The sequence below is a fragment of the Citrobacter sp. Cpo126 genome (assembly GCF_030332445.1).
Taxonomy (GTDB): Bacteria; Pseudomonadota; Gammaproteobacteria; order Enterobacterales; family Enterobacteriaceae; genus Citrobacter; species Citrobacter portucalensis.
In genome coordinates, this window is sequence record NZ_JAOWHT010000032.1 from 43,725 (window position 1) to 65,985 (window position 22,261).

The window sequence follows — 22,261 nt, forward strand, 5'->3', positions numbered from 1 at the left end:
TTGAGAGCAAAAAAAGTTTCACCATTGTACCTTCTTGATGATTATAAGCTATTGATTAAGTTGATCTTAAAATCATGTGTTATTGGCGAAAAAATGGGGTAACTTGTTGATAGTGCTTGATAACACGCGTGATTTAAAATCCCTCGGCGTTCGTGCTGTGTGGGTTCAAGTCCCACTCCGGGTACCATGGGAAAGAACAGAATAATCAAAGCAATAAGCAGTGTCGTGAAACCACCTACGGGTGGTTTTTTTGTGCCTGACGTTTACCTGTCACATCAGCCGCCCCTGGCACCCGTATTCCTGTATATCAATGATTATCTTAATGTTGTTAGTTTCAATGTGCGCGTAACTCAGAGAGCGAGCGCTAGTTAAAAGCCTCTCAGATCGTCAACGGACATGTTCAGTGCGTCTACATCAACAATACGTTGCAACGTCAGTTCGAGAACATTGGTATTGTTGTCGAAACTGCCGTGTGAAGGATCAATCCAGACGTTCGGACCTGTGGGCACCTTGTTCATATCAATCACATTCGTACGTGCGCTTTTATCTAACCCAGCCTCACTAGCAGCACGGCGCCAATTGCGAAGTGCTTCGCCTGTGCTCGACGAACCGTCCCAGCCGCTGTAGTTTTTGTCGCGTACGTTGTCCATTCCCAGTAGTGGTGTACGCTGATCGCCGTCCAGGGCATTTGAAACGAAGTACAGCAACGACTTACGATAAATTTTCGCTACATTGTCGTCCCTCTCATTGCGATCGGAGAGAATGTGCAGATACATACGTTTCATTAAAGAAGCATGCGGTGCATAGTGGCGGTTGGCAAATTGCACCGTGCATGCGGGTGCATAGAGATGCACTGATTTAAGTTGCTCGCCCAGACCGCGTGCCGACAACAGGTCGACGAAATAGCCGAGGATGATACTGCCTGCCGAGTGGCCGATGATATGGATCTCAAGTGCGTTGCCCCAGCTCGCAGCTAGCGTTTGTAGTGCTGTCACCAGCAGGTCGCCTGCGCGGCCTGAGACACAGCTAAACTCTGCATTTTCCTTCATCTCGCTCCAGATAGGTTTGGCAAATGGCCTACCTATTGTTTGCTCAAGCAGCATGTCGGATCCATCGGTTAACGCCTCACGAATGCCTCCTGCTCGTGGCGGTTCTCGATGGAAGTGGTCGGAAAAGATGTCACCAATGGATTCCAGAATCCCCGTTTTCCACACAAGGAATAATGGGTAGCAGTCGTTGCCGATGAAGTAGCGGCCCATCGCTCGCGCCCGTTCAATAGAACCGGCCTCGTCGTTGAGTCCTCCGTGTGCATAGATCACCAGACGCTTGGTTTCGGTGGTATGTGTCCGGAACCAGCGATCGGGTAATACACACCCTTGATACATCAATGTGCGCGTCATTTCGTCTTGTGTAAGGTAGCGAGTCACGCGTCCATTGTTGCCTATTACGATACTGTGTTCGTAAGCGGTTGCTTCATCCCACCACTGCTCTTTATTGGCTGTTCCTGCCAACGTGGCGTAAGACGGTTTGCCAATGGTGAGTTGCCCTTGCATCACACCCGGTACGCCCAACGCAGCGACCCAGGCATCCATCGCATTGGTCAGCCAGTCGGCATAACTCAACACCGCAAAACCACCACAACCCCAGCTATTTCCCCATGAGTTTTGGATAATAAAGCCATCGCGGTTGAATCCCACCAGAGCAAAGGCATGTCCATCGGTTTTTGAGGGTTTGCCATTGAAGGCGATAATGGAAAGCGAGGTATGCCCCGTGATTGTTTTTTTCACTTCCGGAACAGCCTGCCAGCCCTCGTGCGTGAAGGCGGAAACGTAGATCGCACCAACTTCATGGATCGCGGCTTGCATGTCGGTGATACTTTTGATGTCTATGCGATAGTAGACACCCAGTGTCGTATTCGCTGATCGTTCGGCATAGCCATACTTTGGCGGCACATCTTCCTGCGCCTGATAGGGCCAGTCAGACTCCAGACACACGCCGTGGTGAAACCAGCCCTTGAGCGCGCCACGGCAGCTTGAGCCCTCGTAATCCTCACCTGCGTATTCGTCGTATCGCCGGGCAAAATTGTAAAGCATGCGGGGGCTCACTGAATCGAGCGTCGATGGATAACCGGCTTTACGCCAGCGGAGATAATTCACGACGCATGCGAGGCCAAAGCCCGTGCAGGCTCCTTCCTGGCCCTGATCGAGGATCAATTTTGCCTTCGTGTAAACTGTCAACCGTGTTGCAATGTCCTCATCGCTTGGGAACAGGTCGGGCAAGCTTACCGGGGGCGGTGTATAGGTTCGATCGCGCAGATCGACCGGATCCTTTGAAGCATTGAGCACGAGCCCCGAGTCGAGTACGGATAAGGGAATTGCCGCTGTGGCGCTCTTTTGCTTACCCGCTTTTGAAGGCTCGCTACTTGTCATCGTCTTCCCGGCTTTTCCGGTGTTTAGCATGGCGGTTGGTGTGGCTGCGGCAAGCGTGAACACGCTTTTGAAACGATCCAATCCGTGGGAGCCGCCATTCACCAGTCGACGTGCCTTCCTGTAGTCCGGTGGAGTGGCTGCGAGTGCGGTCGTTAACTCTTTTTTGCGATCGGCGAGGAACATAGCCAATAATACGGCTGCCACTTCAGGTGCATTGGCGAGGTCAGGGAAAGCGGCAATGTCCGCGCCGATGCGGGGAGCGTATTCTTCGTAATTCGCGCGCCCGGTGAGTTGCACGAAACCACGACCACGAAATCTGGCACCATCTCCCGGTTTAGTATTGCCAAGATCTTTACCTATTTTTGTACCTGCGTCGTAGGCGCTGAATGCCGGTAAACCTGGTATTGTGTTGAACTGAGAAGGGTATTCGGCAATCGGCACGAAACCTTCTGTCTCCGCGCGTATGGTACCTAGCGCAGCGAGAACCAACGGGAACGCCGTGAGCCCCTCACTGGCCAGTGCTGCCGCAACATACGGCAGATATCGCAATACGTTGGATGGTTTGGTGGCTGGGAATAACTTCTGCACATCGTCTGCGCGCAGACCGATGGTGGGGAGAGTTATCAAACCTTGCAGGCTCTGGCAGTAGGGACCAACAATGCCATCGGCAAGGACACCAATATTCGACTGCCAGTGACGTACTGCTGCCACGAGTGCCTCATCGAACTGGTTATTTTTCGTCTGTAGATCGAACATTTTTGCATCCGGCCCCAATGTAGCAGCCAGACACTTGCGGAGTTGAACAACTTCCGGGCCGGATGAGCCCTGCAACAGCAATTTAACCATGACTTTCCCCTCGAAAGGCGAGTGCTTTACGTTGATATCAACGTCCAGGAACAGGGTGTTGATATGGACAGGAGTGCAGCGCATCACTTTCAGCCAAATGGCGTTAAATGATGCCTTCAATCGACGCTGGTCCAGACTTCAAGAACGCCCGGTGAAACTCTGGCGGTATAACCATCGACAAAGGCAACACCCAGCTTATTGAAACCTTCCTATTTTAAGTGACGATTTTCCAGGGTTGTTGAACGTCTATTACCCCCTGTCGTGTGAGAGCTCCGGCGAATTGAACAAATACTTTATTGCGCGGATCCGGAGGAGACGCGTTATGACTATCGCTTATTTTTATTATTTTGATATCTAAAAAACGTCTGAAAGGTAAGTGTGCTGTATGGTTTATTGTTTTAATATCAGCCGTATTTATTATGGATTAACCTGACGTTGTATTTAGATGTTGGTGTTTACTGATTATTTGAAAATATAAAAAGTGATGTGACTATGTCCATGCCGATAAGCACATAACATTAAAGTCTATCGCGCAGGTGCGGTCGCCAATACGGCCCCTGGTATTGGCGGTAATTGCATCGAATGTGCGAAAGCGACCCAGTTGGCACAAACGCGACCACTACATTACTGTTATCTGCGAATAGGGGTGTTTGTCATGAATCCACCGCGGGCAGGATTATTCATAAATCCATTACGTGCAGGGTTGCCGATGAAGCCATCGCGGGCAGGATTTCCGCTGCGCATTCCAACGTTATCAATGATGATGGGATCAACAATGATAAATTGAGGACCAAAGGGATGGATTTTCCTGTTTTGCGCGTTGAGCGTAAAACCAATGTCTCCCCCGAAGCTGTTTAAACCATTACCAGCAATCACGGCAATCCGTAATTCATGCTCTCTGTCGCCCTGGTGCTGCAGGGCGCTGGCTGCGGCGTAAGGGGAGTTCATCAGCAGTAGAACAAAGGCGATGGATAACGACGCCCATAGCCGTCTCATGATTAACCCTCATTTTAAGTATGGTTACTAAAGTATAGCTTTTTGCTGGAGTGGAATTCGTTTGGGGGATATAAAAAAGCACTATGCTGACTGATGAGATTGAATGAAGGTTCCAGTTTGCTGGCCTCTAAAGGTAGGAGACGATTGCTAGCATAAGCTTTTAAGCAAAGCGAAAAGGCGACTAATCCGATAGGCTATAATTTACGCTTGTGTGTGCACCACTACAGGTTTACGCAAACTGCCGAATTTAATGGAATATCCTCTCGAAGCGCAACTGCGAAGGACTGTATAAATAAGAACTATAATAAAAACAGCCAACAGGTGATTACTTCTGTTGGCAGACAGTGCTGGTTCAGGGGGCTGCTATGAACATTTCATCTTTTCCGATAGTCATGTTCGCAGCATTGCTTACCCTTAGTGGTGCAGCATATTCGGTGGAAAAAAAGGATATCTTTTCGCAGAATGCCAGGGCTACGGATCCCATCGCATTTTCTCAACAGTCATTTAATAACCTGACGTCTTATCAGGTTATGATGCGCTCATCGTCGCCATCCGATGAAAGCAAAATTATTCGCTATAGCTTTCAAAAGCCTGGGTATGTGCGGATGGATTTTACCCAACCGCATTCAGGTGCGGCGCTTATCTTTAATCCTGTCAGCGGTAAAGTGACGTTATGGCCATTTGGTGCGGGTACGTTGCCCATTTTGCACCTGTCACCTACTAATTCATTGATCCAGGATGAGCGCGGTCATCGGGTGGATCGCTCTGATATCGGCGTGTTGTTGGGCAATATTCGTCATCTGCAACGCGAAGGGATAACAACCACAGTTGGTAAGGAAAACCTTGCAGGACGGGCGACGACGCGCGTATCTGTGGTTGGGCCAGGAACAATGGCGGTTGATGGTGTTCACCGCTATGACGTCTGGCTGGATAATTATCACGGACTCCCTGCCAAAGTGATCAGCTATGCGCCAGATGGGCAGCGATTAGAAACCGTGCTTCTGGATGCTATGGTCATTAACATCCGTTTTCCCGCCAATTTCTTCTCGCCTTGAGGGAGTCTGTATTATGGCTAACTATCGGTTTTCCACCGTCTGGCGGGTTGAGGCTTCAATTCAGGAGGTATGGGATGTTTTTTCTCATCCCGATCAGTGGCCAGAATGGTGGGAAAGTCTGGAACGCATTGTTGAGATTAAAAAAGGTGATACACAGGGCATTGGGGCGCTGCATCGTTATACCTGGAAAGGAGCGCTTCCTTATCGCTTAACCTTTGACATCAACGTGTTGAATATTCTGCCCTGCTCGCTGCTTGAGGGGCAAGCCAGCGGGGCGGTTGAAGGGCGAGGCGTGTGGTCTTTTTCTGCCAATGGCACAGAGACTATCGTCAGATATGACTGGAATGTTCGCACCACGATTCGCTGGATGAATTACCTGGCTCCGCTGGCGGCACCTGTTTTTCGCTGGAATCACGATATGGTTATGCGCGAAGGGGCCAGAGGGTTAGCCCGTAAGCTGGCAACGAATGTTTATATATTCTGAACTCGCTCTCACGGCTGTACTTTTTGCCTGCCTATGGCTTACTATCTGTCGCGCAGTTTCTTATTTCATTCACAGTTAACAGGTCTGTTATTGATGAATAACCTCCATCGGCTCACCTTTTTATGTCAGCGTCTGTCTGCTGTGATGATCGCATACGGTTTTTACCTTCTTAGCCGTAGCCCAACTCTTACAACATGGACAGACAGCAATGCAACGTCGACAATTTCTCAAAAATAGCGTTCTCCTTTCCGCCGCCGGTTTAGTCGGTCCTGCGGTTATTAGCCAGACGGTTCACGCCGCTGAGCCATCCGTTGCACCAGTCGCGCGTCGGCGCTTTGTGTTATCCCAGACGTATAAACTTAACCCTCCTAAGGGGTCGAGCGGCGTGGTAAAACTGTGGATCCCGCTTCCGGTAGATACCGCGTTTCAACAAATGACGGCGCTTGCCTTTAGCGGAAACTATAAGCAGGCGTACGTTACCACTAATAATACTTATGGCGCGAAAACGCTGTTTGCCACCTGGCCTGACTCGCAGGCCGAACTGTTGATTAACGTTGATATCGACATTGAAACCGCCGACTGGGAGCCGCTGAAGCAGGACGCGCTGAAAACCTGGCAAGCGCCGGAGCAGATTATTTATCCGCTGGATGTAAAACCGTACCTGCTGCCGACGACACATACCCCAGTTGATGGGCTTGTTCTGGAAACTGCGCGTAAAATCACCGGTAATGAGCAGGATCCGCTGAAAAAAGCGCGCCTGATTTACGAATGGGTGAGTAGCCATATGGAGCGCGATAACGACGTCATTGGCTGCGGCACGGGGGATGTGGCGGAGATCTTAAAAAGCGGTAAGCTCAAAGGAAAATGCACCGACATGAGCTCCGTTTTTGTGGCTCTGGCGCGGGCCAGCGGCATTCCGGCGCGCGAACTGTTTGGCATCCGTCTGGGCAAAGCCAATAAGCTCGAACGTTACTCGAAAAGCGCTTTTGGCAAAGCAGACAGTGCAGGCGTCGCCGATGTGAGCGGCGGACAACATTGCCGCGCCGAATTCTATCTGGCCGGTTACGGCTGGTTACCGTGCGATCCTGCTGATGTGACCAAAATGCGTCTGGCAGAGAAAAAGTCGCATCAGGACGCCGATGTCCAGGCGGTAAACACTTACCTGTTTGGTAACTGGGAAATGAACTGGGTTGGATTTAACTACGGGCGTGATTTCGAGCTGTACCCAGCAACGGAACAGGGAGCCATGAACAACTTTGGCTATCCTTACGCTGAAGTCGATGGTGACCCGATCAATTTCTATGATCCTAAAGCGTTCTCCTACAGCTATGTCGCCACAGAACAACGCTAAAGGGGCGGGGCTCACCCTGTTGACGGCCGCTGCGGCTGCTGTCACCGCGGGCTTATGCTGCGTTGGACCGCTGCTCTATCTGTTGTTTGGTATTTCGGCGGCGAGCTTTGCTGTTTTCACCCAGTTTGAGTTTTTGCGAATTCCCCTGATGCTGGTGTCATTGGGCTTATTACTGCGCGTCTTCTGGCGGCTCTATTTTTCCAGGCGGCTGTGGTGCTCCGGATGGTTAACGTTGAAGCAAGCGCGCGTTCTCTACTGGTGCGCGCTGGCGTTGATTTTGCCGGTGCTATTTTATCCAACGCTCGTTGCCTGGTTTTATGAGGTATTTGAATGAAAATCTTCACATTAGTTGCATGCTTGTTGCTGCCGCTGTGGGCTCAGGCGGCCAATCAAAAAGTGGTGCTGGATATACAAAATATGACCTGCTCGCTGTGCGTTATTTCGGTCAATCAGGCGCTACGTGAAACCGATGGTGTGATTAAAGCAAAATCCTCCCTAAAAACCCGACAAGCAGAAGCGATTGTGCCAGAAGGTTTCCCAACCGATACGTTACTTAACGCGGTAGCGAAAACGGGCTATACCGCAACGCTCAACCGTATTGAACAACAGTAAACCACCTACGGGTGGTTTTATTGTGTTTTCCCGGTATGATGCCCGGCGGCTTAGTGTTCTCTTTTGTGCGTTAACTTCCGGAATTCCCCTCGTTTCCTGTTAACCTGAACAGGCGGCAGCTATATGCCGCATATGCCCATTTTTATCTGTTATCCCTCCAGCCATGTAGGATGATCACAGGCAAGATTTTTTGACTAAGGAAAAGCGTTATGAAAACGGGACCATTAAACGAGAGCGAACTGGAATGGCTGGATGATGTACTGACTAAGTACAATACAGACAAGGCTATTCTGGATGTGTCAGAACTGGATGGTTTGCTGACGGCGGTGCTGAGTTCACCGTATGAAATTGAACCAGAGCAGTGGCTGGTCGCGATTTGGGGCGGCGCGCAGTATGTCCCTCGCTGGTCCTCCGAAAAAGAAATGACGCGTTTCATGAACCTGGCGTTTCAACATATGGCGGATACGGCCGATCGTCTGGATGAATATCCTGAGCAGTTTGAGCCGCTGTTTGGTTTGCGTGAAATTGACGAGCATGAACTGACCATCGTTGAAGAGTGGTGCTTTGGTTATATGCGCGGCGTCGCACTGTCAGACTGGTCCGCGTTACCGGACACGTTAAAACCAGCACTTGAAGCTATTGCGCTGCACGGCACGGAAGAGAACTTTGCGGTGGTTGAGAAACTAACGCCGGAAGCGTTTGAAGAGAGCGTCGATGCCATCCGCCTGGCTGCGCTGGACCTGCATGCTTACTGGATGGCGCATCCTCAGGAAACGCCGGTCAAAGTACCGGTGAAAGTGGATGCCAAAGTAGGACGCAATGACCCTTGTCCGTGTGGCAGCGGCAAGAAATATAAGCAGTGCTGTTTGCATTAACAGAAAGGGGCGAAAGCCCCTTTGTTTTAACCCACTTCTGGTAGTAATCCTGCTGCAATAGAAAACTGTACTGCTATCACCACAATGCCGCACAAAAATACCAGTGCCAGCGCCGGAGCACCGCCTGCTACGCGGTAGTTGGCCTGCGGATTATGTTTTCTGCTCTGCCAGGCCAGCATCGAGGGAATGAGCAGCGCCAGCACCGCCAGGGCAACGCCCGCATACCCTAATGCCATGACAAAACCACGCGGATAGAACAGCGCGAATGCCAGCGGCGGCAGGAAGGTCACCACGCCGGTTTGCATTCTTCCCGCTACAGTATTGCGGCGCTGGAAGAGGTCGGCCAGGTAGTCAAATAATCCCAATGCAACGCCGAGGAAAGAGGTTGCCAGTGCGAGGTCAGCAAACAGATGCACCGCCAGTTCGACGTGCGGCGAAGCCACGACTTCACGCAATGCCTGCAATAAGCCGTTTAAGCCTGCGTGATTGGCTAAAAGCCCCATGAATGTTGTCGAGTTAATGCTACCAAGCGTCGCCAGTTGCCAGAAGATATAGGCGACCAGAGGAATAGCGCTACCCGTAATAAACACCCAACGCAGTTTACGGATGTTACCGTTCATATAGCTGACGATACTGGGAACACTGCCGTGAAAACCGAACGAGGTGAAGATGACCGGGATTGCGGAGAGCGCCAGCCCCTGTTGCAGCGGCAGCGTAAGCAGGTTCACTTTATGAATATGCGGCATTAACAGAGCCAGCATCGCCACCAGGAAGATTATCTTGGCACTGAATAGCAGACGGTTGAACAGATCGACCAGCGAGGTCCCCACGCAAACCACGCCACCGGCAACAAAGGTGAACAGCAGTACGCCTGTTGTCGGGGAAATATTTGTTCCGGTCCAGTCGCTGATGCTGGAAGCCAGCAGTTCACCTGCACCACTGATGTACGCCGCCGTCAGGGCATACATCAAAAACATCATGCTAAAGCCCGTTACCCATTGTCCGTAACGACCAAGATAACGTTTTGCCAGTGTACCCAGCCCGGTGTCTGCCGGGACATGTTGATACACTTCAAGCAGCAACAGCGCGGTGTAGCACATCAACGCCCAAAGACTGACTAACAATACCAGCGTGACGCTAAACCCCACGCCTGCCGCAGCCAGCGGCATTGCCAACATACCGGCACCAATCGTGGTTCCCGCCACGATAAAAATACTACCCAGGGTTCTGTTTTTCACGCTTTCCTCTGTCCCAGAGATAATCAATGGTTATATCTGCGGCGCAGATTAAGGCAAAACGCTATTTTCGTCAAATCACCGTTACAATGACTGTACATTAATGTTTACGATGTTTTGACCATTAAGATGTATAACAAATAACATTTATCTGCAGATAAACCTGCGTTAGCGCAAAGCGACGATGTGCGGTTCACATTAGGCTACGGACTTTATTAAGGAGGTAATATGGAATCTATTCACGGTCACGAAGTGCTTAACATGATGATTGAATCTGGTGAGCAGTATTCAAATGCCAGCCTTGAAGCGGCGATTACGGCACGTTTCGGCGAGCAGGCGCGTTTTCACACTTGTTCTGCGGCGGATATGACGGCAGGCGAGTTGGTGGCGTTTTTAGCGGCGAAGGGAAAGTTTATTGCAAAAGAAGACGGCTTCTCTACGCACGAAAGCAAGATCTGCCGTCACTGATTTCAAGGGGTAATGATGGCGGGCTGCCATCATTGCCCTAAAATATTAATTCTGTGTATCAAGCGTAGCCAGTTCTTTGTCGATGAAATAAAGACCTTCGCCACTTTTTCCTGCCAGCGACAGCTTATCAATAACAGATTTAAATAATTTCTCTTCTTCATGCTGCTCGGCAACATACCATTGCAGGAAATTAAAGGTTGGATAATCCTGGTGGGTCATTGCCGCGTGTGCCAGCTCATTAATTTTCTGGGTGATTAGCTGCTCGTGTTCGTAAGTAACACGGAACAGTTCATCCAGAGAAGCATATTCAGCAAAGGGTGAAGAAACGGTATTAATACGCGGCAAGCTGCCGGTATCGGTCAGGTAGTCGAACAGACGCTGCATGTGCGTCATCTCTTCCTGGGCGTGACGGCGCAAAAACGCGGCAGCACCTTCGAAGCTGTGATAGCTGCACCACGCGCTCATCTGTTGGTAGAGCAGAGATGAATATAATTCAAGATTCATTTGCTCATTCAGTTGGTCGATCATTTCTGTTTTCAGCATGGTTCTGCTCCACAAACGTTATTAAATATTGACGTGGCGCCACTATAATTTGTTATTTAATTATTTGCAAAAGGTAAAATAATAAATTTATTTATTAAAAATGCGAATGGGAATAAAACGCATTAACGATATTAAACGGAGGATATAAATAATAAAGTGGTAAAAGACCAGCAAAAATGAGCTGGTCGGAAATATTAATAATTGAAAGAAGGTGATTGGGGCACCGCGACACCATGACACTGCCAGGCGAGTGTAATTTTGGTATTTAAGCACAGAGAGCCTGCATACACGCTACAGGTTGACACCGGCTGGCCAAACGCTTCTGCGCTGGCATAGCCCAGGCGCTGACACTCTTTGGTGGCTGTCCCTTGGGTAACGTAGTCATCGGTACGTGCTGTTTGTAACATGGCCTGATTATAAGTCAGGCGAACCACACCAGTGATGGCGCTGGCTTCGCTGACCTGTGCCTGTTTTGTAATTGTGCATCCTGTCAGCATGAGCGGCAAAAGTGCCAGGATAAAAGTCTTCATGAGATCGCTCTGAAAGTTCGAAGATACACTATCATGGCATACAGAGACTCTCATCAATGGCTTGAATAGCCCGAAGATCACCTGCGATTAATCACAACGAGGTCATTTGTTTGAGGTGATTCTGAACTGTTCAGACAGGAATGTGAGCGCAACTTTGTTTTTTAAAACTAAATTTCATTAAATTTGAAAGTGCGATTGCAAAATAGTAATGTGGCTGAATGTTATGACTTTCAGCGGGCTACCGCAGCGCATTCAGGAGAGTACAGAATGAAAATTGCATTGATGATGGAAAACAGCCAGGCAAGCAAAAACGCCATCATCCATAACGAGCTTAAGGCCGTTGCGGATGAGAAAGGTTTTCCGGTCTATAACGTTGGGATGAGCGACGAAAATGATCATCATCTGACCTACATCCATTTAGGCATTATGGCCAGCATCCTGCTTAATTCCAAAGCTGTAGACTTTGTTGTTACAGGTTGCGGTACGGGCCAGGGGGCAATGATGTCACTGAATATCCATCCGGGTGTGGTGTGTGGTTATTGCCTTGATCCTGCAGATGCGTTCTTGTTCTCTCAGATCAACAACGGCAACGCGCTTTCTCTGGCATTCGCCAAAGGTTTTGGCTGGGGTGCTGAGCTGAATGTGCGCTATATGTTTGAAAAAGCGTTCACCGGGCGTAACGGTGAAGGCTACCCACCGGAGCGTAAAGAGCCGCAGGTGCGTAACGCCGGTATTCTGAATCAGGTGAAAGCGGCTGTGGTAAAAGAAAATTATCTGGACACGCTGCGCGCGATCGATCCTGAACTGGTGAAAACCGCTGTATCAGGCCCGCGCTTCCAGCAGTGCTTCTTTGAAAACTGCCAGGACAAAGCAATCGAAGCGTTTGTACGCGAGGTGATTGGCTAAATCCTGTTGGCCCGGCGGCGTTCACCCTCCGGGCTACCTGTTCTTGTTCGATACTGCGCTTCCTGCATCACGGGTGAGCCGCAGCGTATCCACCATACCTACCAGACAAATAATGGCAATAGCGACAAAGGCCAGCCGGAAACTAATCCCCGGAATATTGCCCAATGCCAGCTTTTCACTGACCACATCGCCAATGCGGATGCCAATAGCGGCTAAAGAAATGCCCAATCCCACCGCTAATTGTGTCGCCGTACTGAACAGCGTATTAGCGTAGCTCATTTGTGCCGCGGAGACGTCCGCGAAGGCAAGCGTGCTGACGCCGGTAAACTGAATTGAGCGGAACACACCGCCCAGATACAACACCAGCAAAATAACCCACACGGGGGTCTGCGGCGTAATTAATGCACAGGCCAGCAACGCCAGAACGTTAAGTGCACCGTTAATCAACAGCAGTTTCTTAAAGCCCAGCCAGCGTATCAACGGTGTGGTGGCAGGTTTAATCGTCAGATTGCCGACAAATACCGCCAGCACCAGCGAACCCGCGTGAAAAGCGTTCATGCCAAAACCTACCTGAAACATTAACGGCAGCAGAAACGGCACGGCGCTGATAGAGGCACGAAACAGCGATCCGCCATACATGGTGACGCGAAAAGTAGGGACGTTCATGGCATCAAGGCGAATCATTGGCCAGGCGGTGCGACGAAAATGATGCAGGGCAAACAGAAAGGTCAATGTTCCTAGCGCCAAAAGTCCGGCGGTCAGCCAGCCCTGAGGCTGTTGGGTTCCCAGTAACTCCATGGCATACACCAGGCTCACCATCGCAACAGAGGTTGCGATAAATCCTGTTATATCAAATGGGCGGCGCTCGTCGTCATGAATATCCGGGATAAAACGTAGCGCCAGCGCAATCGCCAGTATTCCGAGCGGTACATTAATGAAGAAGATCCAGCGCCAGTTGGCATAGCTGGTAATGAATCCGCCAAGGGGAGGGCCAATGATGGGCGCGACTAAAGCGGGCCAGGTCAGGGTCGCAATAGCGGTGATCAACTGATGTTTAGGCGTGGTTCGTAATACCGCGAGTCGGCCAACCGGAACCATTAGCGCACCACCTACACCCTGTAAGATTCGCATGGCGACAAAGCTCTCAAGGCTTTCGGACAAACCGCATAAAACCGAGGCGAGAGTAAATATCGCCAGTGCAAGGGTAAACACCTTTCTGGCGCCGAAGCGATCCGCAATCCAGCCGCTGGCGGGGATCAGTACCGCGAGGGTGATCAGATAGGCACTGATACCTATGTTCAGGTCAACTGCCTGCACGCCAAAACTTTTCGCCATGTCGGGCAGTGCGGTGGCAATCACCGTGCCGTCAATAAACTCCATAAAGAAAGCCCCGGCAACAAGTAATGCAGCCGGGGATAGACCGCGTTTGTTCTCAACCGCTAAATGTTCACTCATGTTGTGCTTGCCATCTAAAAGAAACTGACTGGAACTATTTTTATTTTCAGCGCATTCGGAAGGCATGCGCGGCTATCGTTTCGTTCGTTGAATGGGTACTATGACGACCTTTCTATAAGGAGCTCACTATGTCCCAAACACTGAATGCCGATCAGGAACTGCTCTCGGACGTTGTTGCCTGTCAGCTGGTTATCAAGCAGATTCTGGATGTTCTTGATGTTATTGCCCCAGTTGAAGTTCGGGAGAAAATGTCCAGCCAGCTGAAAAGCATCGACTTTTCCAGCCATCCTGCAGGTGCCGATCCGGTCACTATGCGCGCAATACAAAAAGCGGTTGCCTTGATCGAGTTGAAATTCACGCCGCAGAATGAATCTCACTAAAATAAACCGTTGTTTCAGGTTTTAGAAAGGTTTTTTTGCGCCTCGCAGAATGAGAGGCGTGAGCGTAGAGAAAATTAAGCACCAGCCGGATAAGGTGCGTCGCATCGTTATCCGGCATCAACACGATGAAAATTGAAGATTAGTGATGTTGATAGTTCACGACGTTCAGCAGGTGCTTATCGGTTTGCGCCATGCACAGTCCCGCACGTTTAGCGCTGCGGACTTCATCAAGAATCGTCTGTAACAGCACGCCATCCTGCTGCTGCTCTTTTTCCAGATCGTGAAGAAAATCAATGGTTGTTGCATCATTCAAGGCTTCTGCTTCATTGGTTAAGCGTGATAGCTTGCTGTAACGCTGTTGGTATTCATCCAGCGTTTTCTGAAACAGTTCTTCAAGGGAAGTTAGTTCATCACCCGGAACATCGATAGCCTTGACGATAGGGTTAGCCCCGGCACTTTTCATAAAATTAAACATACGCATCATTTGAGTCACGTTACCTTGCGCCTGAGTGCGTAGAAAGGTTGCGGTGCCAGTCAGGCTGTGTTCGTAGCACCATTCACTGAGATGCAGGTAAAGATTCGATGCGTAGAACTCGAGGTTCATTTGTGTGTTGAGTTTATGAACAATTCCAACTGCAGCCATATCAATATCCTTATTTCCAGAAAGGGGGATGTACGTTACTAACGTCAGTGCAACGGGCTGCCGCTACACGTCACCTCTACGTACAATTAAAACTGTTAGCAGAATAAATCCGTTCCGCCGGTCCTTTAGTGATCACGAATTATATTCGCTCCCGATCGAGATTCAGCATAACTCCAGTCCCGACATAAGAAAATCCTTAAATCTGCGTATTTATGATTTTTTACATATTGTCATAGCAATATTAGTGATTTTTCCGCTTGCGCATATAAACGCTGTGAATATAACAGATTGATATTTATAGAATTAAAGTGAAATATTGATAATGAAATGATGTTTCATATCACGAAATGGAATTTCACAATCAGGTATTGTCTGTCGCCAGATGATTATCTGGTCTTCGGATGAAGAAATTTCACCATTGACCCGCGTCTGTGAACGCTATCTGCTGGCTAATTTTTTTTGCGCCAGATCAGTTTTGTGGAAATTAATAAAGTTAAGCGCCTGAATGATTCGACATTTATTGTTTGGTGTATTTGGAAAAATCGAGGAGTGTGTATGAAAAAGGTTGCCGTGCTACTGGCACCTGGTTTTGAAGAGGCGGAAGCCATTGTTACCATTGATATTCTGCGCCGCCTGCAGATCGAAGTTGAAACACTGGCCTGCGCCGAGTCCCGTGCGGTGGTGAGCTACCATGACGTGCCGATGGTGACGGACAGCACGCTGGCTGCGCGTCAGACGGATCTTTATGATGCCGTTGTGTTACCCGGCGGGCCGCAGGGCAGCGTTAACCTTGCCGCCAGTGAGGCTGTCATCCAGTTTGTCGCTCGCCATGACGAGGCTGGAAAACTCATTTGCCCGGTGTGTTCTGCGGCGGCGCGCGTGCTGGGCGGCAACGGCCTGCTGAAGGGGCGTCGCTACGTGTGTTCGGGGGATCTGTGGCAAAACGTCACGGATGGGGAATATATTGATGCGCCGGTTGTTGAAGATGGCAACCTTATTAGCGGCAAAGGATTAGGGCATATTTTCGATTTTGCTTTCACGCTTTCAGCGCGTCTGCTGGAAGATGACATTCCGGTTCGCGATCACGCTGACCACATTTATTACAGATGGTAATCATTGTGCTCCCGAATGCTTCGGTATTCGGGAACAAGGATTCGTTGGCTGATGTTATGGACTAATCTGCTACCCCTCTTTTTTCCCGTCGACAAAACCGCGTTTTTTTATGTCATTTCCCGCTGAATTTATGTACGCAATTACTGTAATTCTGTGGTGTGATGCCGCTCTCTTATGGAGAATCAATTTCCCGCTAAAAATACTCTCAGCACTGGCATTGATCTTATCAATAAAAGGTAATGCCTTGTTTTACGTCCGAATTACAAAAAATCGTCTGATTTTACCCTACATAAAAGAACGTTAAAGCTGGAGTTAACCATGCACAAATTCACTAAAGCGCTGGCTGCCATCGGTCTGGCGGCCATTATGTCACAATCCGCTATCGCTGAATCCATGAAGCTCGGTTTCCTGGTCAAACAGCCGGAAGAACCGTGGTTCCAGACTGAATGGAAATTTGCCGATAAAGCCGGTAAAGACCTTGGTTTTGAGGTGATTAAAATTGCCGTTCCGGATGGTGAGAAAACCCTTAACGCCATCGACAGCCTGGCTGCAAGTGGAGCAAAAGGGTTTGTGATTTGTACGCCAGATCCAAAACTGGGGCCAGCCATTATGGCTAAGGCACGTGGCTACGATATGAAAGTCATTGCCGTCGACGACCAGTTTGCCAACGCTAAAGGTAAGCCGATGGATACCGTGCCGCTGGTGATGATGGCGGCAACCAAAATTGGTGAACGCCAGGGCCAGGAGCTGTACAAAGAGATGCAAAAACGCGGTTGGGATGTGAAATCCACCGCCGTAATGGCCATTACCGCCAACGAACTGGATACCGCACGTCGTCGTACTTCTGGTTCAATGGAAGCGCTTAAAGCCGCAGGCTTCCCGGAAAAACAGATTTACCAGGTCCCAACAAAATCGAATGACATCCCCGGCGCATTTGACGCCGCCAACTCCATGCTGGTTCAGCATCCTGAAGTCAAAAACTGGCTGATTGTCGGCATGAACGACAACACCGTGCTGGGTGGCGTACGTGCGACCGAGGGGCAGGGCTTCAAAGCACCAAACGTGATTGGTATCGGAATCAACGGCGTTGACGCGGTGAGCGAACTGTCAAAAGGCGAAGCGACCGGGTTCTACGGTTCACTGCTGCCAAGCCCGGACGTGCACGGCTACAAATCCAGTGAAATGCTCTACAACTGGGTAACGAAAGGTGCAGAGCCACCGGCATTCACTGAAGTGACAGATGTGGTGCTGATTACCCGCGATAACTTCAAAGAAGAGCTGGCGAAGAAAGGCTTAGGCGGTAAGTAACAGAAGTGCTGCGATGTTGTAGGCCGGATTAGGCGAAGCCGCCTTCCGGCGCAATGCCCGGTGGCGCTGTGCTTACCGGGCCTACGTCCGGCGGTTTTCCTGGCCGGTAAAATCCTGACTCACGGAGACGTTATGCAACAGTCTACCCCGTATCTCTCATTTCGCGGCATTGGCAAAACGTTCCCGGGCGTTAAGGCGCTGACGGATATCAGTTTCGACTGCTATGCCGGACAGGTGCATGCGCTGATGGGCGAAAATGGCGCCGGGAAATCAACACTCTTAAAAATTCTCAGCGGTAACTATGCGCCAACAACGGGATCTCTGACGATCCGCGGACAGGAAGTTTCGTTCGCGGATACCACTGCCGCACTCAACGCCGGTGTCGCCATTATTTATCAGGAACTGCATCTCGTCCCGGAAATGACCGTTGCCGAGAATATTTATTTAGGGCAGTTACCGCACAAAGGCGGGATTGTGAACCGCTCGCTGCTGAACTATGAAGCAGGAATCCAGCTGAAGCATCTGGGGATGGATATCGATCCCGATACCCCACTGAAATACCTCTCCATTGGCCAGTGGCAGATGGTGGAGATTGCAAAAGCGCTGGCGCGAAACGCCAAAATTATCGCCTTTGATGAACCAACCAGCTCCCTGTCGGCTCGCGAGATTGAGAATCTGTTTCGCGTTATCCGTGAGCTGCGCAACGAAGGACGCATCATTCTGTATGTTTCGCACCGTATGGAGGAGATTTTTGCTCTCAGCGATGCCATCACCGTGTTTAAAGATGGTCATTACGTCAAAACTTTCACGGACATGCAGCAGGTCGATCACGATGCGCTGGTGCAGGCGATGGTCGGGCGCGACCTCGGGGATATCTATGGCTGGAAATCCAGACCGTATGGCACAGAGCGTCTGCGGCTGCATGAAGTCAAAGCTCCAGGCGTGCGTACGCCAATCAGCTTATCCGTGCGAAGCGGTGAAATTGTCGGGCTGTTTGGCCTGGTGGGGGCCGGACGTAGCGAATTAATGAAAGGGCTGTTCGGCGGTACGCGTATCACGGCGGGCCAGGTATTTATTGATGAACAGCCTATCGATATCCGTAAACCAAGCCATGCCATTGAAGCGGGGATGATGCTGTGCCCGGAGGATCGTAAAGCCGAAGGGATTATTCCGGTCCATTCAGTGCGCAACAACATCAACATTAGTGCACGGCGTAAGCATGTTTTGGGGGGATGCGTGATCAACAACGGCTGGGAAGAGACCAATGCCGATCACCATATTCGTTCACTCAACATCAAAACGCCGGGAGCAGAGCAACTGATCATGAATCTCTCCGGGGGTAATCAACAGAAGGCTATTCTCGGTCGTTGGTTATCGGAAGAGATGAAAGTGATTTTGTTGGATGAGCCTACACGCGGCATTGATGTGGGCGCCAAGCATGAAATTTACAACGTGATTTATGCCCTCGCAGCGCGCGGTGTGGCCGTATTGTTTGCTTCCAGTGACCTGCCAGAAGTACTCGGTGTTGCCGACCGTATTGTGGTGATGAGAGAAGGCGAAATTGCCGGTGAGTTACTTCATGAACAGGCGGATGAGCGCCAGGCGTTGAGCCTTGCTATGCCTAAAGTCAGCCAGGCTGTAGCCTGAATAAGGAGAGTATGATGTCTTCCGTTTCTACATCGGGTTCTGGCGCAGCGAAGTCGGCGCTAAATCTGGGCCGCATTTGGGATCAATACGGCATGCTGGTGGTGTTCGCCGTGCTGTTCCTGGTTTGTTCCCTCTTTGTGCCAAACTTTGCGACTTTCATCAACATGAAGGGGTTAGGGCTGGCGGTATCGATGTCGGGTATGGTTGCCTGCGGGATGCTGTTTTGTCTGGCATCCGGTGATTTCGACCTGTCTGTCGCGTCTGTAATTGCCTGTGCTGGTGTTACCACTGCCGTAGTCATTAACATGACCGAAAGTCTGTGGATTGGCGTGGCTGCCGGGCTGCTGCTCGGTATTCTGTGTGGTCTGGTGAATGGGTTCGTGATTGCGCGGTTAAAAATTAACGCCCTGATCACTACTCTTGCGACAATGCAGATTGTACGTGGTCTGGCCTATATTATCTCCGACGGTAAGGCAGTCGGGATTGAAGACGAGCGTTTCTTCACACTCGGCTATGCTAACTGGTTTGGTCTGCCGGCACCTATCTGGATCACGGTCGTTTGTTTCATTGTCTTTGGCTTACTGCTGAACAAAACCACGTTTGGGCGTAATACACTGGCCATTGGGGGCAATGAAGAGGCGGCGCGCCTGGCTGGGGTTCCGGTTGTTCGTACCAAGATTATTATCTTTATTCTTTCCGGTCTGGTATCCGCCATTGCCGGGATTATCCTCGCATCGCGTATGACCAGCGGCCAGCCAATGACCTCAATCGGTTATGAGTTGATCGTTATTTCGGCCTGCGTGTTAGGGGGCGTTTCGCTTAAAGGCGGCATCGGAAAAATCTCATATGTGGTGGCCGGGGTGTTGATCCTGGGGACGGTTGAGAATGCGATGAACCTGCTGAATATCTCTCCGTTCGCGCAGTATGTGGTACGTGGCCTCATCCTGCTGGCGGCGGTGATCTTCGACCGTTACAAGCAAAAAGCGAAGCGTACCGTTTGATGATTTAAACCCCAACTTTTTAGTCTAGCTTCTGCCCGTCGCCAGCCGCTACCCGGCTGGCGATTGTTTTTTCAAATGGCGAGCATGGTCACACTGTCTATACTTATATCCGTCATACATCATCTATATGCCGCGATCCGCGTGGCGTTCTGACCATGATGAGGAGGATAACCGGGTGACAGCATCACTGACTTTACCCCCTGAACAATCTGCAAACTGTGCTTACTTTTTTGATCTCGATGGGACACTTGCTGAGATTAAACCTTTTCCCGACCAGGTCGTTGTCCCGAAGACAATCCTGCAATGTCTACATCGGTTAGCGACGCAGAATGCGGATGCGCTGGCATTGATTTCAGGGCGCTCAATGGTTGAGCTTGACGCACTCACTACTCCGTTTCGTTTTCCGCTTGCCGGAGTGCATGGGGCAGAACGCCGTGACATCAATGGTCAAACGCACATAGTAAACCTGCCTGAAGGTATCGAACGTGAAGCCGGGGCGTTATTACACGCAGCGTTGGTGACGTTACCGGGGACAACACTTGAAACCAAAGGCATGGCCTTCGCGTTGCATTATCGCCAGGCACCCGAACACGAAGCGGCGCTGGTTACGCTGGCTGAACGCATCACGCGCAGATGGCCGCAGCTTGCTCTGCAGCACGGAAAATGTGTCGTGGAAATAAAGCCTAAGGGCAGTAATAAAGGCGACGCGATAGCTGCATTTATGCAGGAAGCGCCTTTTGCTGGCCGGATCCCTGTGTTTTTCGGTGATGATCTGACAGATGAAACAGGGTTTGCTGTAGTTAACCGCGCTGGCGGTATTTCTGTAAAGGTAGGGAGCGGGCCGACGCAGGCAACATGGCGTCTGGATGGTGTCAGGGATGTCTGGCACTGGCTGGAGAAAAATAACTCTTCGCAGCAAGAACCGAAAGCAACGAATAACAGAAGAGGTGGCTATGAGTCGTTTAGTCGTAGTATCTAATCGTATCGCCTCACCAGATGACAAAGGGAGCGCGGGTGGGCTCGCGGTCGGTGTACTGGGCGCGTTAAAAGCTGCTGGTGGTTTATGGTTTGGCTGGAGTGGTGATACAGGTAATGAGGATAAACCGTTAAAAAAGGTCACGCGTGGCAATATCACCTGGGCCTCGTTTAATTTGAGTGAGCAAGATTACGAAGAGTATTACTGCCAGTTTTCAAATGCGGTTTTATGGCCCGCGTTTCACTATCGACTGGATTTAGTTCAGTTTCAGCGCTCTGCCTGGGAAGGCTACCAACGGGTTAATGCCTTACTGGTAGATAAACTTCTGCCGTTGCTTGGCGATGACGACATTATTTGGGTTCATGATTACCATCTGTTGCCGTTTGCCTGCGAGTTACGTAAGCGCGGCGTGCGTAATCGCATCGGTTTTTTCCTGCATATTCCTTTTCCGACGCCGGAAATTTTTAATGCGCTCCCGCCACATCTGGCGCTGCTTGAGCAAATGTGTGATTTTGATTTGCTTGGTTTCCAGACCGAAAATGATCGTCAGGCTTTTCTGGACTGTCTCGCAGCCCAGACTCGGGTGATCACGCATAAAGATAAGCAGCACCTGGCATGGGGAAAAGCGTTTCGCACTCAGGTCTATCCCATCGGTATTGAACCGGATGAGATTGCACGACAGGCGTCCGGTCCGCTGCCGCCAAAACTGGCACAGCTAAAAGCGGAGCTTAAAAATGTGCAGAATATTTTCTCCGTGGAGCGTCTGGATTACTCCAAAGGCTTGCCGGAGCGCTTTCAGGCCTATGAGGCCTTACTGGAACATTATCCGCAGCACCACGGTAAAATTCGCTATACGCAGATAGCACCGACCTCGCGTGAAGAGGTGCAGGCCTATCAGGATATTCGCCACCAACTGGAAACAGAGGCAGGGCGAATCAACGGCAAATATGGGCAACTGGGCTGGACGCCGCTTTACTATCTGAACCAGTATTTTGATCGTAAATTGCTGATGAAGATCTTCCGCTACTCTGATGTAGGGTTGGTGACCCCGTTGCGCGATGGTATGAACCTGGTGGCGAAAGAGTTTGTGGCCGCACAGGATCCTGCTAACCCTGGCGTGCTGGTTTTATCGCAATTTGCCGGGGCGGCGAACGAGCTAACCTCCGCCCTTATTGTTAATCCTTATGACCGGGATGAAGTGGCAGGCGCATTAAACCAGGCGCTGACGATGCCACTTACCGAACGTATCTCGCGCCACGCTGAAATGCTTGAGACTATCGTTAAAAACGATATCGACAACTGGCAGGCGACGTTCATTTGCGATCTTAAAACGGTCACGCCGCGTCGGAGTCAATGCCAACAGCCAGACAATATCTCTTCCTGTTCTAAACTCGCATGAAGTCGTGGC

Annotated in this window: 22 protein-coding genes; 15 read left to right on the top strand and 7 right to left on the bottom strand. The window is 50.4% G+C overall.

What is annotated here, in order from left to right:
• Nucleotides 1-368 precede the first annotated feature (368 nt).
• Both OGY17_RS09495 and OGY17_RS09500 read right to left on the bottom strand, forming a co-directional pair.
• The gene (locus OGY17_RS09495; RefSeq protein WP_234102787.1) at nt 369-3,395 is read right to left on the bottom strand and encodes a C1 family peptidase; all 3,027 of its coding nucleotides are present in this window, start codon (nt 3,393-3,395) and stop codon (nt 369-371) included.
• A 510-nt stretch (nt 3,396-3,905) separates the two neighbouring features.
• Complete coding sequence (locus tag OGY17_RS09500) at nt 3,906-4,271, bottom strand: hypothetical protein (protein WP_234096257.1); 366 nt, start codon at nt 4,269-4,271, stop codon at nt 3,906-3,908.
• A gap of 365 nt (nt 4,272-4,636) precedes the next feature.
• Here OGY17_RS09500 and OGY17_RS09505 point away from each other — a divergent pair, with 365 nt between their 5' ends.
• From OGY17_RS09505 to OGY17_RS09530, 6 genes are all read left to right on the top strand, one after another.
• Nucleotides 4,637-5,326 (top strand): LolA family protein, encoded by a 690-nt coding sequence (locus OGY17_RS09505; RefSeq protein WP_234102786.1) that lies wholly within the window; start codon nt 4,637-4,639, stop codon nt 5,324-5,326.
• Nucleotides 5,327-5,339: 13 nt separating this feature from the next.
• A complete protein-coding gene (locus tag OGY17_RS09510) occupies nt 5,340-5,810 on the top strand; it encodes an SRPBCC family protein (RefSeq protein ID WP_057067954.1) in 471 nt (156 codons plus the stop codon).
• A 208-nt stretch (nt 5,811-6,018) separates the two neighbouring features.
• Nucleotides 6,019-7,161 (top strand): transglutaminase-like domain-containing protein, encoded by a 1,143-nt coding sequence (locus tag OGY17_RS09515; RefSeq protein ID WP_125362628.1) that lies wholly within the window; start codon nt 6,019-6,021, stop codon nt 7,159-7,161.
• Nucleotides 7,139-7,495 carry a mercuric transporter MerT family protein gene (locus tag OGY17_RS09520; protein WP_003833912.1) on the top strand — a complete coding sequence of 119 codons (357 nt, stop codon included), beginning with the start codon at nt 7,139-7,141 and terminating at the stop codon, nt 7,493-7,495. The genes OGY17_RS09515 and OGY17_RS09520 overlap by 23 nt, the downstream gene beginning before the upstream one ends.
• Nucleotides 7,492-7,773, top strand: coding sequence for a heavy-metal-associated domain-containing protein (locus OGY17_RS09525; protein ID WP_003833910.1), 282 nt, complete (start codon nt 7,492-7,494; stop codon nt 7,771-7,773). Before OGY17_RS09520 ends, OGY17_RS09525 begins: the two co-directional genes overlap by 4 nt.
• Nucleotides 7,774-7,982: 209 nt before the next feature.
• Entirely contained in the window at nt 7,983-8,648 is a 666-nt protein-coding gene (locus tag OGY17_RS09530; RefSeq protein WP_003034581.1) for a YecA/YgfB family protein, read from the top strand.
• A 26-nt stretch (nt 8,649-8,674) separates the two neighbouring features.
• On the opposite strand, the gene tyrP is transcribed toward OGY17_RS09530, so the two are convergent.
• On the bottom strand, nt 8,675-9,886 hold the full coding sequence (gene tyrP / locus OGY17_RS09535; protein WP_032949537.1) for a tyrosine transporter TyrP: 1,212 nt from the start codon (nt 9,884-9,886) through the stop codon (nt 8,675-8,677).
• 225 nt (nt 9,887-10,111) lie between these two features.
• Here tyrP and OGY17_RS09540 point away from each other — a divergent pair, with 225 nt between their 5' ends.
• Nucleotides 10,112-10,351 (top strand): YecH family metal-binding protein, encoded by a 240-nt coding sequence (locus OGY17_RS09540; RefSeq protein ID WP_003034586.1) that lies wholly within the window; start codon nt 10,112-10,114, stop codon nt 10,349-10,351.
• Between the two features lie 45 nt (nt 10,352-10,396).
• Here the strand turns inward: OGY17_RS09540 and ftnA are convergent, their stop codons facing one another.
• Both ftnA and yecR read right to left on the bottom strand, forming a co-directional pair.
• Nucleotides 10,397-10,894: a non-heme ferritin gene (gene ftnA / locus OGY17_RS09545; protein ID WP_003034588.1), complete on the bottom strand. Its 498-nt coding sequence runs from the start codon at nt 10,892-10,894 to the stop codon at nt 10,397-10,399.
• Nucleotides 10,895-11,088: 194 nt separating this feature from the next.
• Complete coding sequence (gene yecR / locus OGY17_RS09550; RefSeq protein ID WP_008785081.1) at nt 11,089-11,424, bottom strand: YecR family lipoprotein; 336 nt, start codon at nt 11,422-11,424, stop codon at nt 11,089-11,091.
• A 267-nt stretch (nt 11,425-11,691) separates the two neighbouring features.
• On the opposite strand from yecR, the gene OGY17_RS09555 reads away from it, so the two are divergent.
• Nucleotides 11,692-12,330, top strand: a complete 639-nt coding sequence (locus OGY17_RS09555) for an RpiB/LacA/LacB family sugar-phosphate isomerase (RefSeq protein WP_003034591.1) — start codon at nt 11,692-11,694, stop codon at nt 12,328-12,330.
• 33 nt (nt 12,331-12,363) lie between these two features.
• Here the strand turns inward: OGY17_RS09555 and OGY17_RS09560 are convergent, their stop codons facing one another.
• Nucleotides 12,364-13,785 (bottom strand): MFS transporter, encoded by a 1,422-nt coding sequence (locus OGY17_RS09560; RefSeq protein ID WP_286607094.1) that lies wholly within the window; start codon nt 13,783-13,785, stop codon nt 12,364-12,366.
• A 128-nt stretch (nt 13,786-13,913) separates the two neighbouring features.
• Here OGY17_RS09560 and OGY17_RS09565 point away from each other — a divergent pair, with 128 nt between their 5' ends.
• Nucleotides 13,914-14,165: a DUF2766 family protein gene (locus OGY17_RS09565; protein WP_003034595.1), complete on the top strand. Its 252-nt coding sequence runs from the start codon at nt 13,914-13,916 to the stop codon at nt 14,163-14,165.
• Nucleotides 14,166-14,304: 139 nt separating this feature from the next.
• Here OGY17_RS09565 and OGY17_RS09570 read toward each other — a convergent pair whose 3' ends face one another.
• Complete coding sequence (locus OGY17_RS09570) at nt 14,305-14,808, bottom strand: non-heme ferritin-like protein (protein WP_003034597.1); 504 nt, start codon at nt 14,806-14,808, stop codon at nt 14,305-14,307.
• Nucleotides 14,809-15,363: 555 nt separating this feature from the next.
• Between OGY17_RS09570 and OGY17_RS09575 the strand changes: the two genes are divergently transcribed.
• The 6 genes from OGY17_RS09575 (at nt 15,364) to otsA (ending at nt 22,252) form a co-directional block, all read left to right on the top strand.
• Entirely contained in the window at nt 15,364-15,921 is a 558-nt protein-coding gene (locus tag OGY17_RS09575) for a DJ-1/PfpI family protein (protein ID WP_286607096.1), read from the top strand.
• A 318-nt stretch (nt 15,922-16,239) separates the two neighbouring features.
• Nucleotides 16,240-17,229 (top strand): arabinose ABC transporter substrate-binding protein, encoded by a 990-nt coding sequence (locus OGY17_RS09580; protein WP_003833897.1) that lies wholly within the window; start codon nt 16,240-16,242, stop codon nt 17,227-17,229.
• Nucleotides 17,230-17,361: 132 nt separating this feature from the next.
• Complete coding sequence (gene araG / locus OGY17_RS09585) at nt 17,362-18,876, top strand: arabinose ABC transporter ATP-binding protein AraG (RefSeq protein WP_003839135.1); 1,515 nt, start codon at nt 17,362-17,364, stop codon at nt 18,874-18,876.
• A gap of 14 nt (nt 18,877-18,890) precedes the next feature.
• Nucleotides 18,891-19,877 (top strand): L-arabinose ABC transporter permease AraH, encoded by a 987-nt coding sequence (araH, locus tag OGY17_RS09590; protein WP_003034609.1) that lies wholly within the window; start codon nt 18,891-18,893, stop codon nt 19,875-19,877.
• Nucleotides 19,878-20,004: 127 nt separating this feature from the next.
• Nucleotides 20,005-20,856, top strand: coding sequence for a trehalose-phosphatase (otsB, locus tag OGY17_RS09595; RefSeq protein WP_196239027.1), 852 nt, complete (start codon nt 20,005-20,007; stop codon nt 20,854-20,856).
• Nucleotides 20,831-22,252: an alpha,alpha-trehalose-phosphate synthase gene (gene otsA, locus OGY17_RS09600; RefSeq protein WP_125362621.1), complete on the top strand. Its 1,422-nt coding sequence runs from the start codon at nt 20,831-20,833 to the stop codon at nt 22,250-22,252. Before otsB ends, otsA begins: the two co-directional genes overlap by 26 nt.
• The last annotated feature ends 9 nt before the right edge of the window (nt 22,253-22,261 follow it).

Bases quoted from the DNA above. Each gene is read 5' to 3' on its own strand.
- OGY17_RS09520 (WP_003833912.1), top strand. From the start codon at position 7,139: ATGTCGCCACAGAACAACGCTAAAGGGGCGGGGCTCACCCTGTTGACG.
- otsB (WP_196239027.1), top strand. From the start codon at position 20,005: ATGCCGCGATCCGCGTGGCGTTCTGACCATGATGAGGAGGATAACCGG.
- OGY17_RS09510 (WP_057067954.1), top strand. From the start codon at position 5,340: ATGGCTAACTATCGGTTTTCCACCGTCTGGCGGGTTGAGGCTTCAATT.
- OGY17_RS09525 (WP_003833910.1), top strand. From the start codon at position 7,492: ATGAAAATCTTCACATTAGTTGCATGCTTGTTGCTGCCGCTGTGGGCT.
- OGY17_RS09540 (WP_003034586.1), top strand. From the start codon at position 10,112: ATGGAATCTATTCACGGTCACGAAGTGCTTAACATGATGATTGAATCT.
- OGY17_RS09560 (WP_286607094.1), bottom strand. From the start codon at position 13,785: ATGAGTGAACATTTAGCGGTTGAGAACAAACGCGGTCTATCCCCGGCT.
- OGY17_RS09500 (WP_234096257.1), bottom strand. From the start codon at position 4,271: ATGAGACGGCTATGGGCGTCGTTATCCATCGCCTTTGTTCTACTGCTG.
- OGY17_RS09565 (WP_003034595.1), top strand. From the start codon at position 13,914: ATGTCCCAAACACTGAATGCCGATCAGGAACTGCTCTCGGACGTTGTT.
- otsA (WP_125362621.1), top strand. From the start codon at position 20,831: ATGAGTCGTTTAGTCGTAGTATCTAATCGTATCGCCTCACCAGATGAC.
- araH (WP_003034609.1), top strand. From the start codon at position 18,891: ATGTCTTCCGTTTCTACATCGGGTTCTGGCGCAGCGAAGTCGGCGCTA.
- OGY17_RS09570 (WP_003034597.1), bottom strand. From the start codon at position 14,808: ATGGCTGCAGTTGGAATTGTTCATAAACTCAACACACAAATGAACCTC.
- araG (WP_003839135.1), top strand. From the start codon at position 17,362: ATGCAACAGTCTACCCCGTATCTCTCATTTCGCGGCATTGGCAAAACG.
- OGY17_RS09555 (WP_003034591.1), top strand. From the start codon at position 11,692: ATGAAAATTGCATTGATGATGGAAAACAGCCAGGCAAGCAAAAACGCC.
- OGY17_RS09530 (WP_003034581.1), top strand. From the start codon at position 7,983: ATGAAAACGGGACCATTAAACGAGAGCGAACTGGAATGGCTGGATGAT.
- yecR (WP_008785081.1), bottom strand. From the start codon at position 11,424: ATGAAGACTTTTATCCTGGCACTTTTGCCGCTCATGCTGACAGGATGC.
- ftnA (WP_003034588.1), bottom strand. From the start codon at position 10,894: ATGCTGAAAACAGAAATGATCGACCAACTGAATGAGCAAATGAATCTT.
- OGY17_RS09515 (WP_125362628.1), top strand. From the start codon at position 6,019: ATGCAACGTCGACAATTTCTCAAAAATAGCGTTCTCCTTTCCGCCGCC.
- OGY17_RS09505 (WP_234102786.1), top strand. From the start codon at position 4,637: ATGAACATTTCATCTTTTCCGATAGTCATGTTCGCAGCATTGCTTACC.
- OGY17_RS09575 (WP_286607096.1), top strand. From the start codon at position 15,364: ATGAAAAAGGTTGCCGTGCTACTGGCACCTGGTTTTGAAGAGGCGGAA.
- OGY17_RS09580 (WP_003833897.1), top strand. From the start codon at position 16,240: ATGCACAAATTCACTAAAGCGCTGGCTGCCATCGGTCTGGCGGCCATT.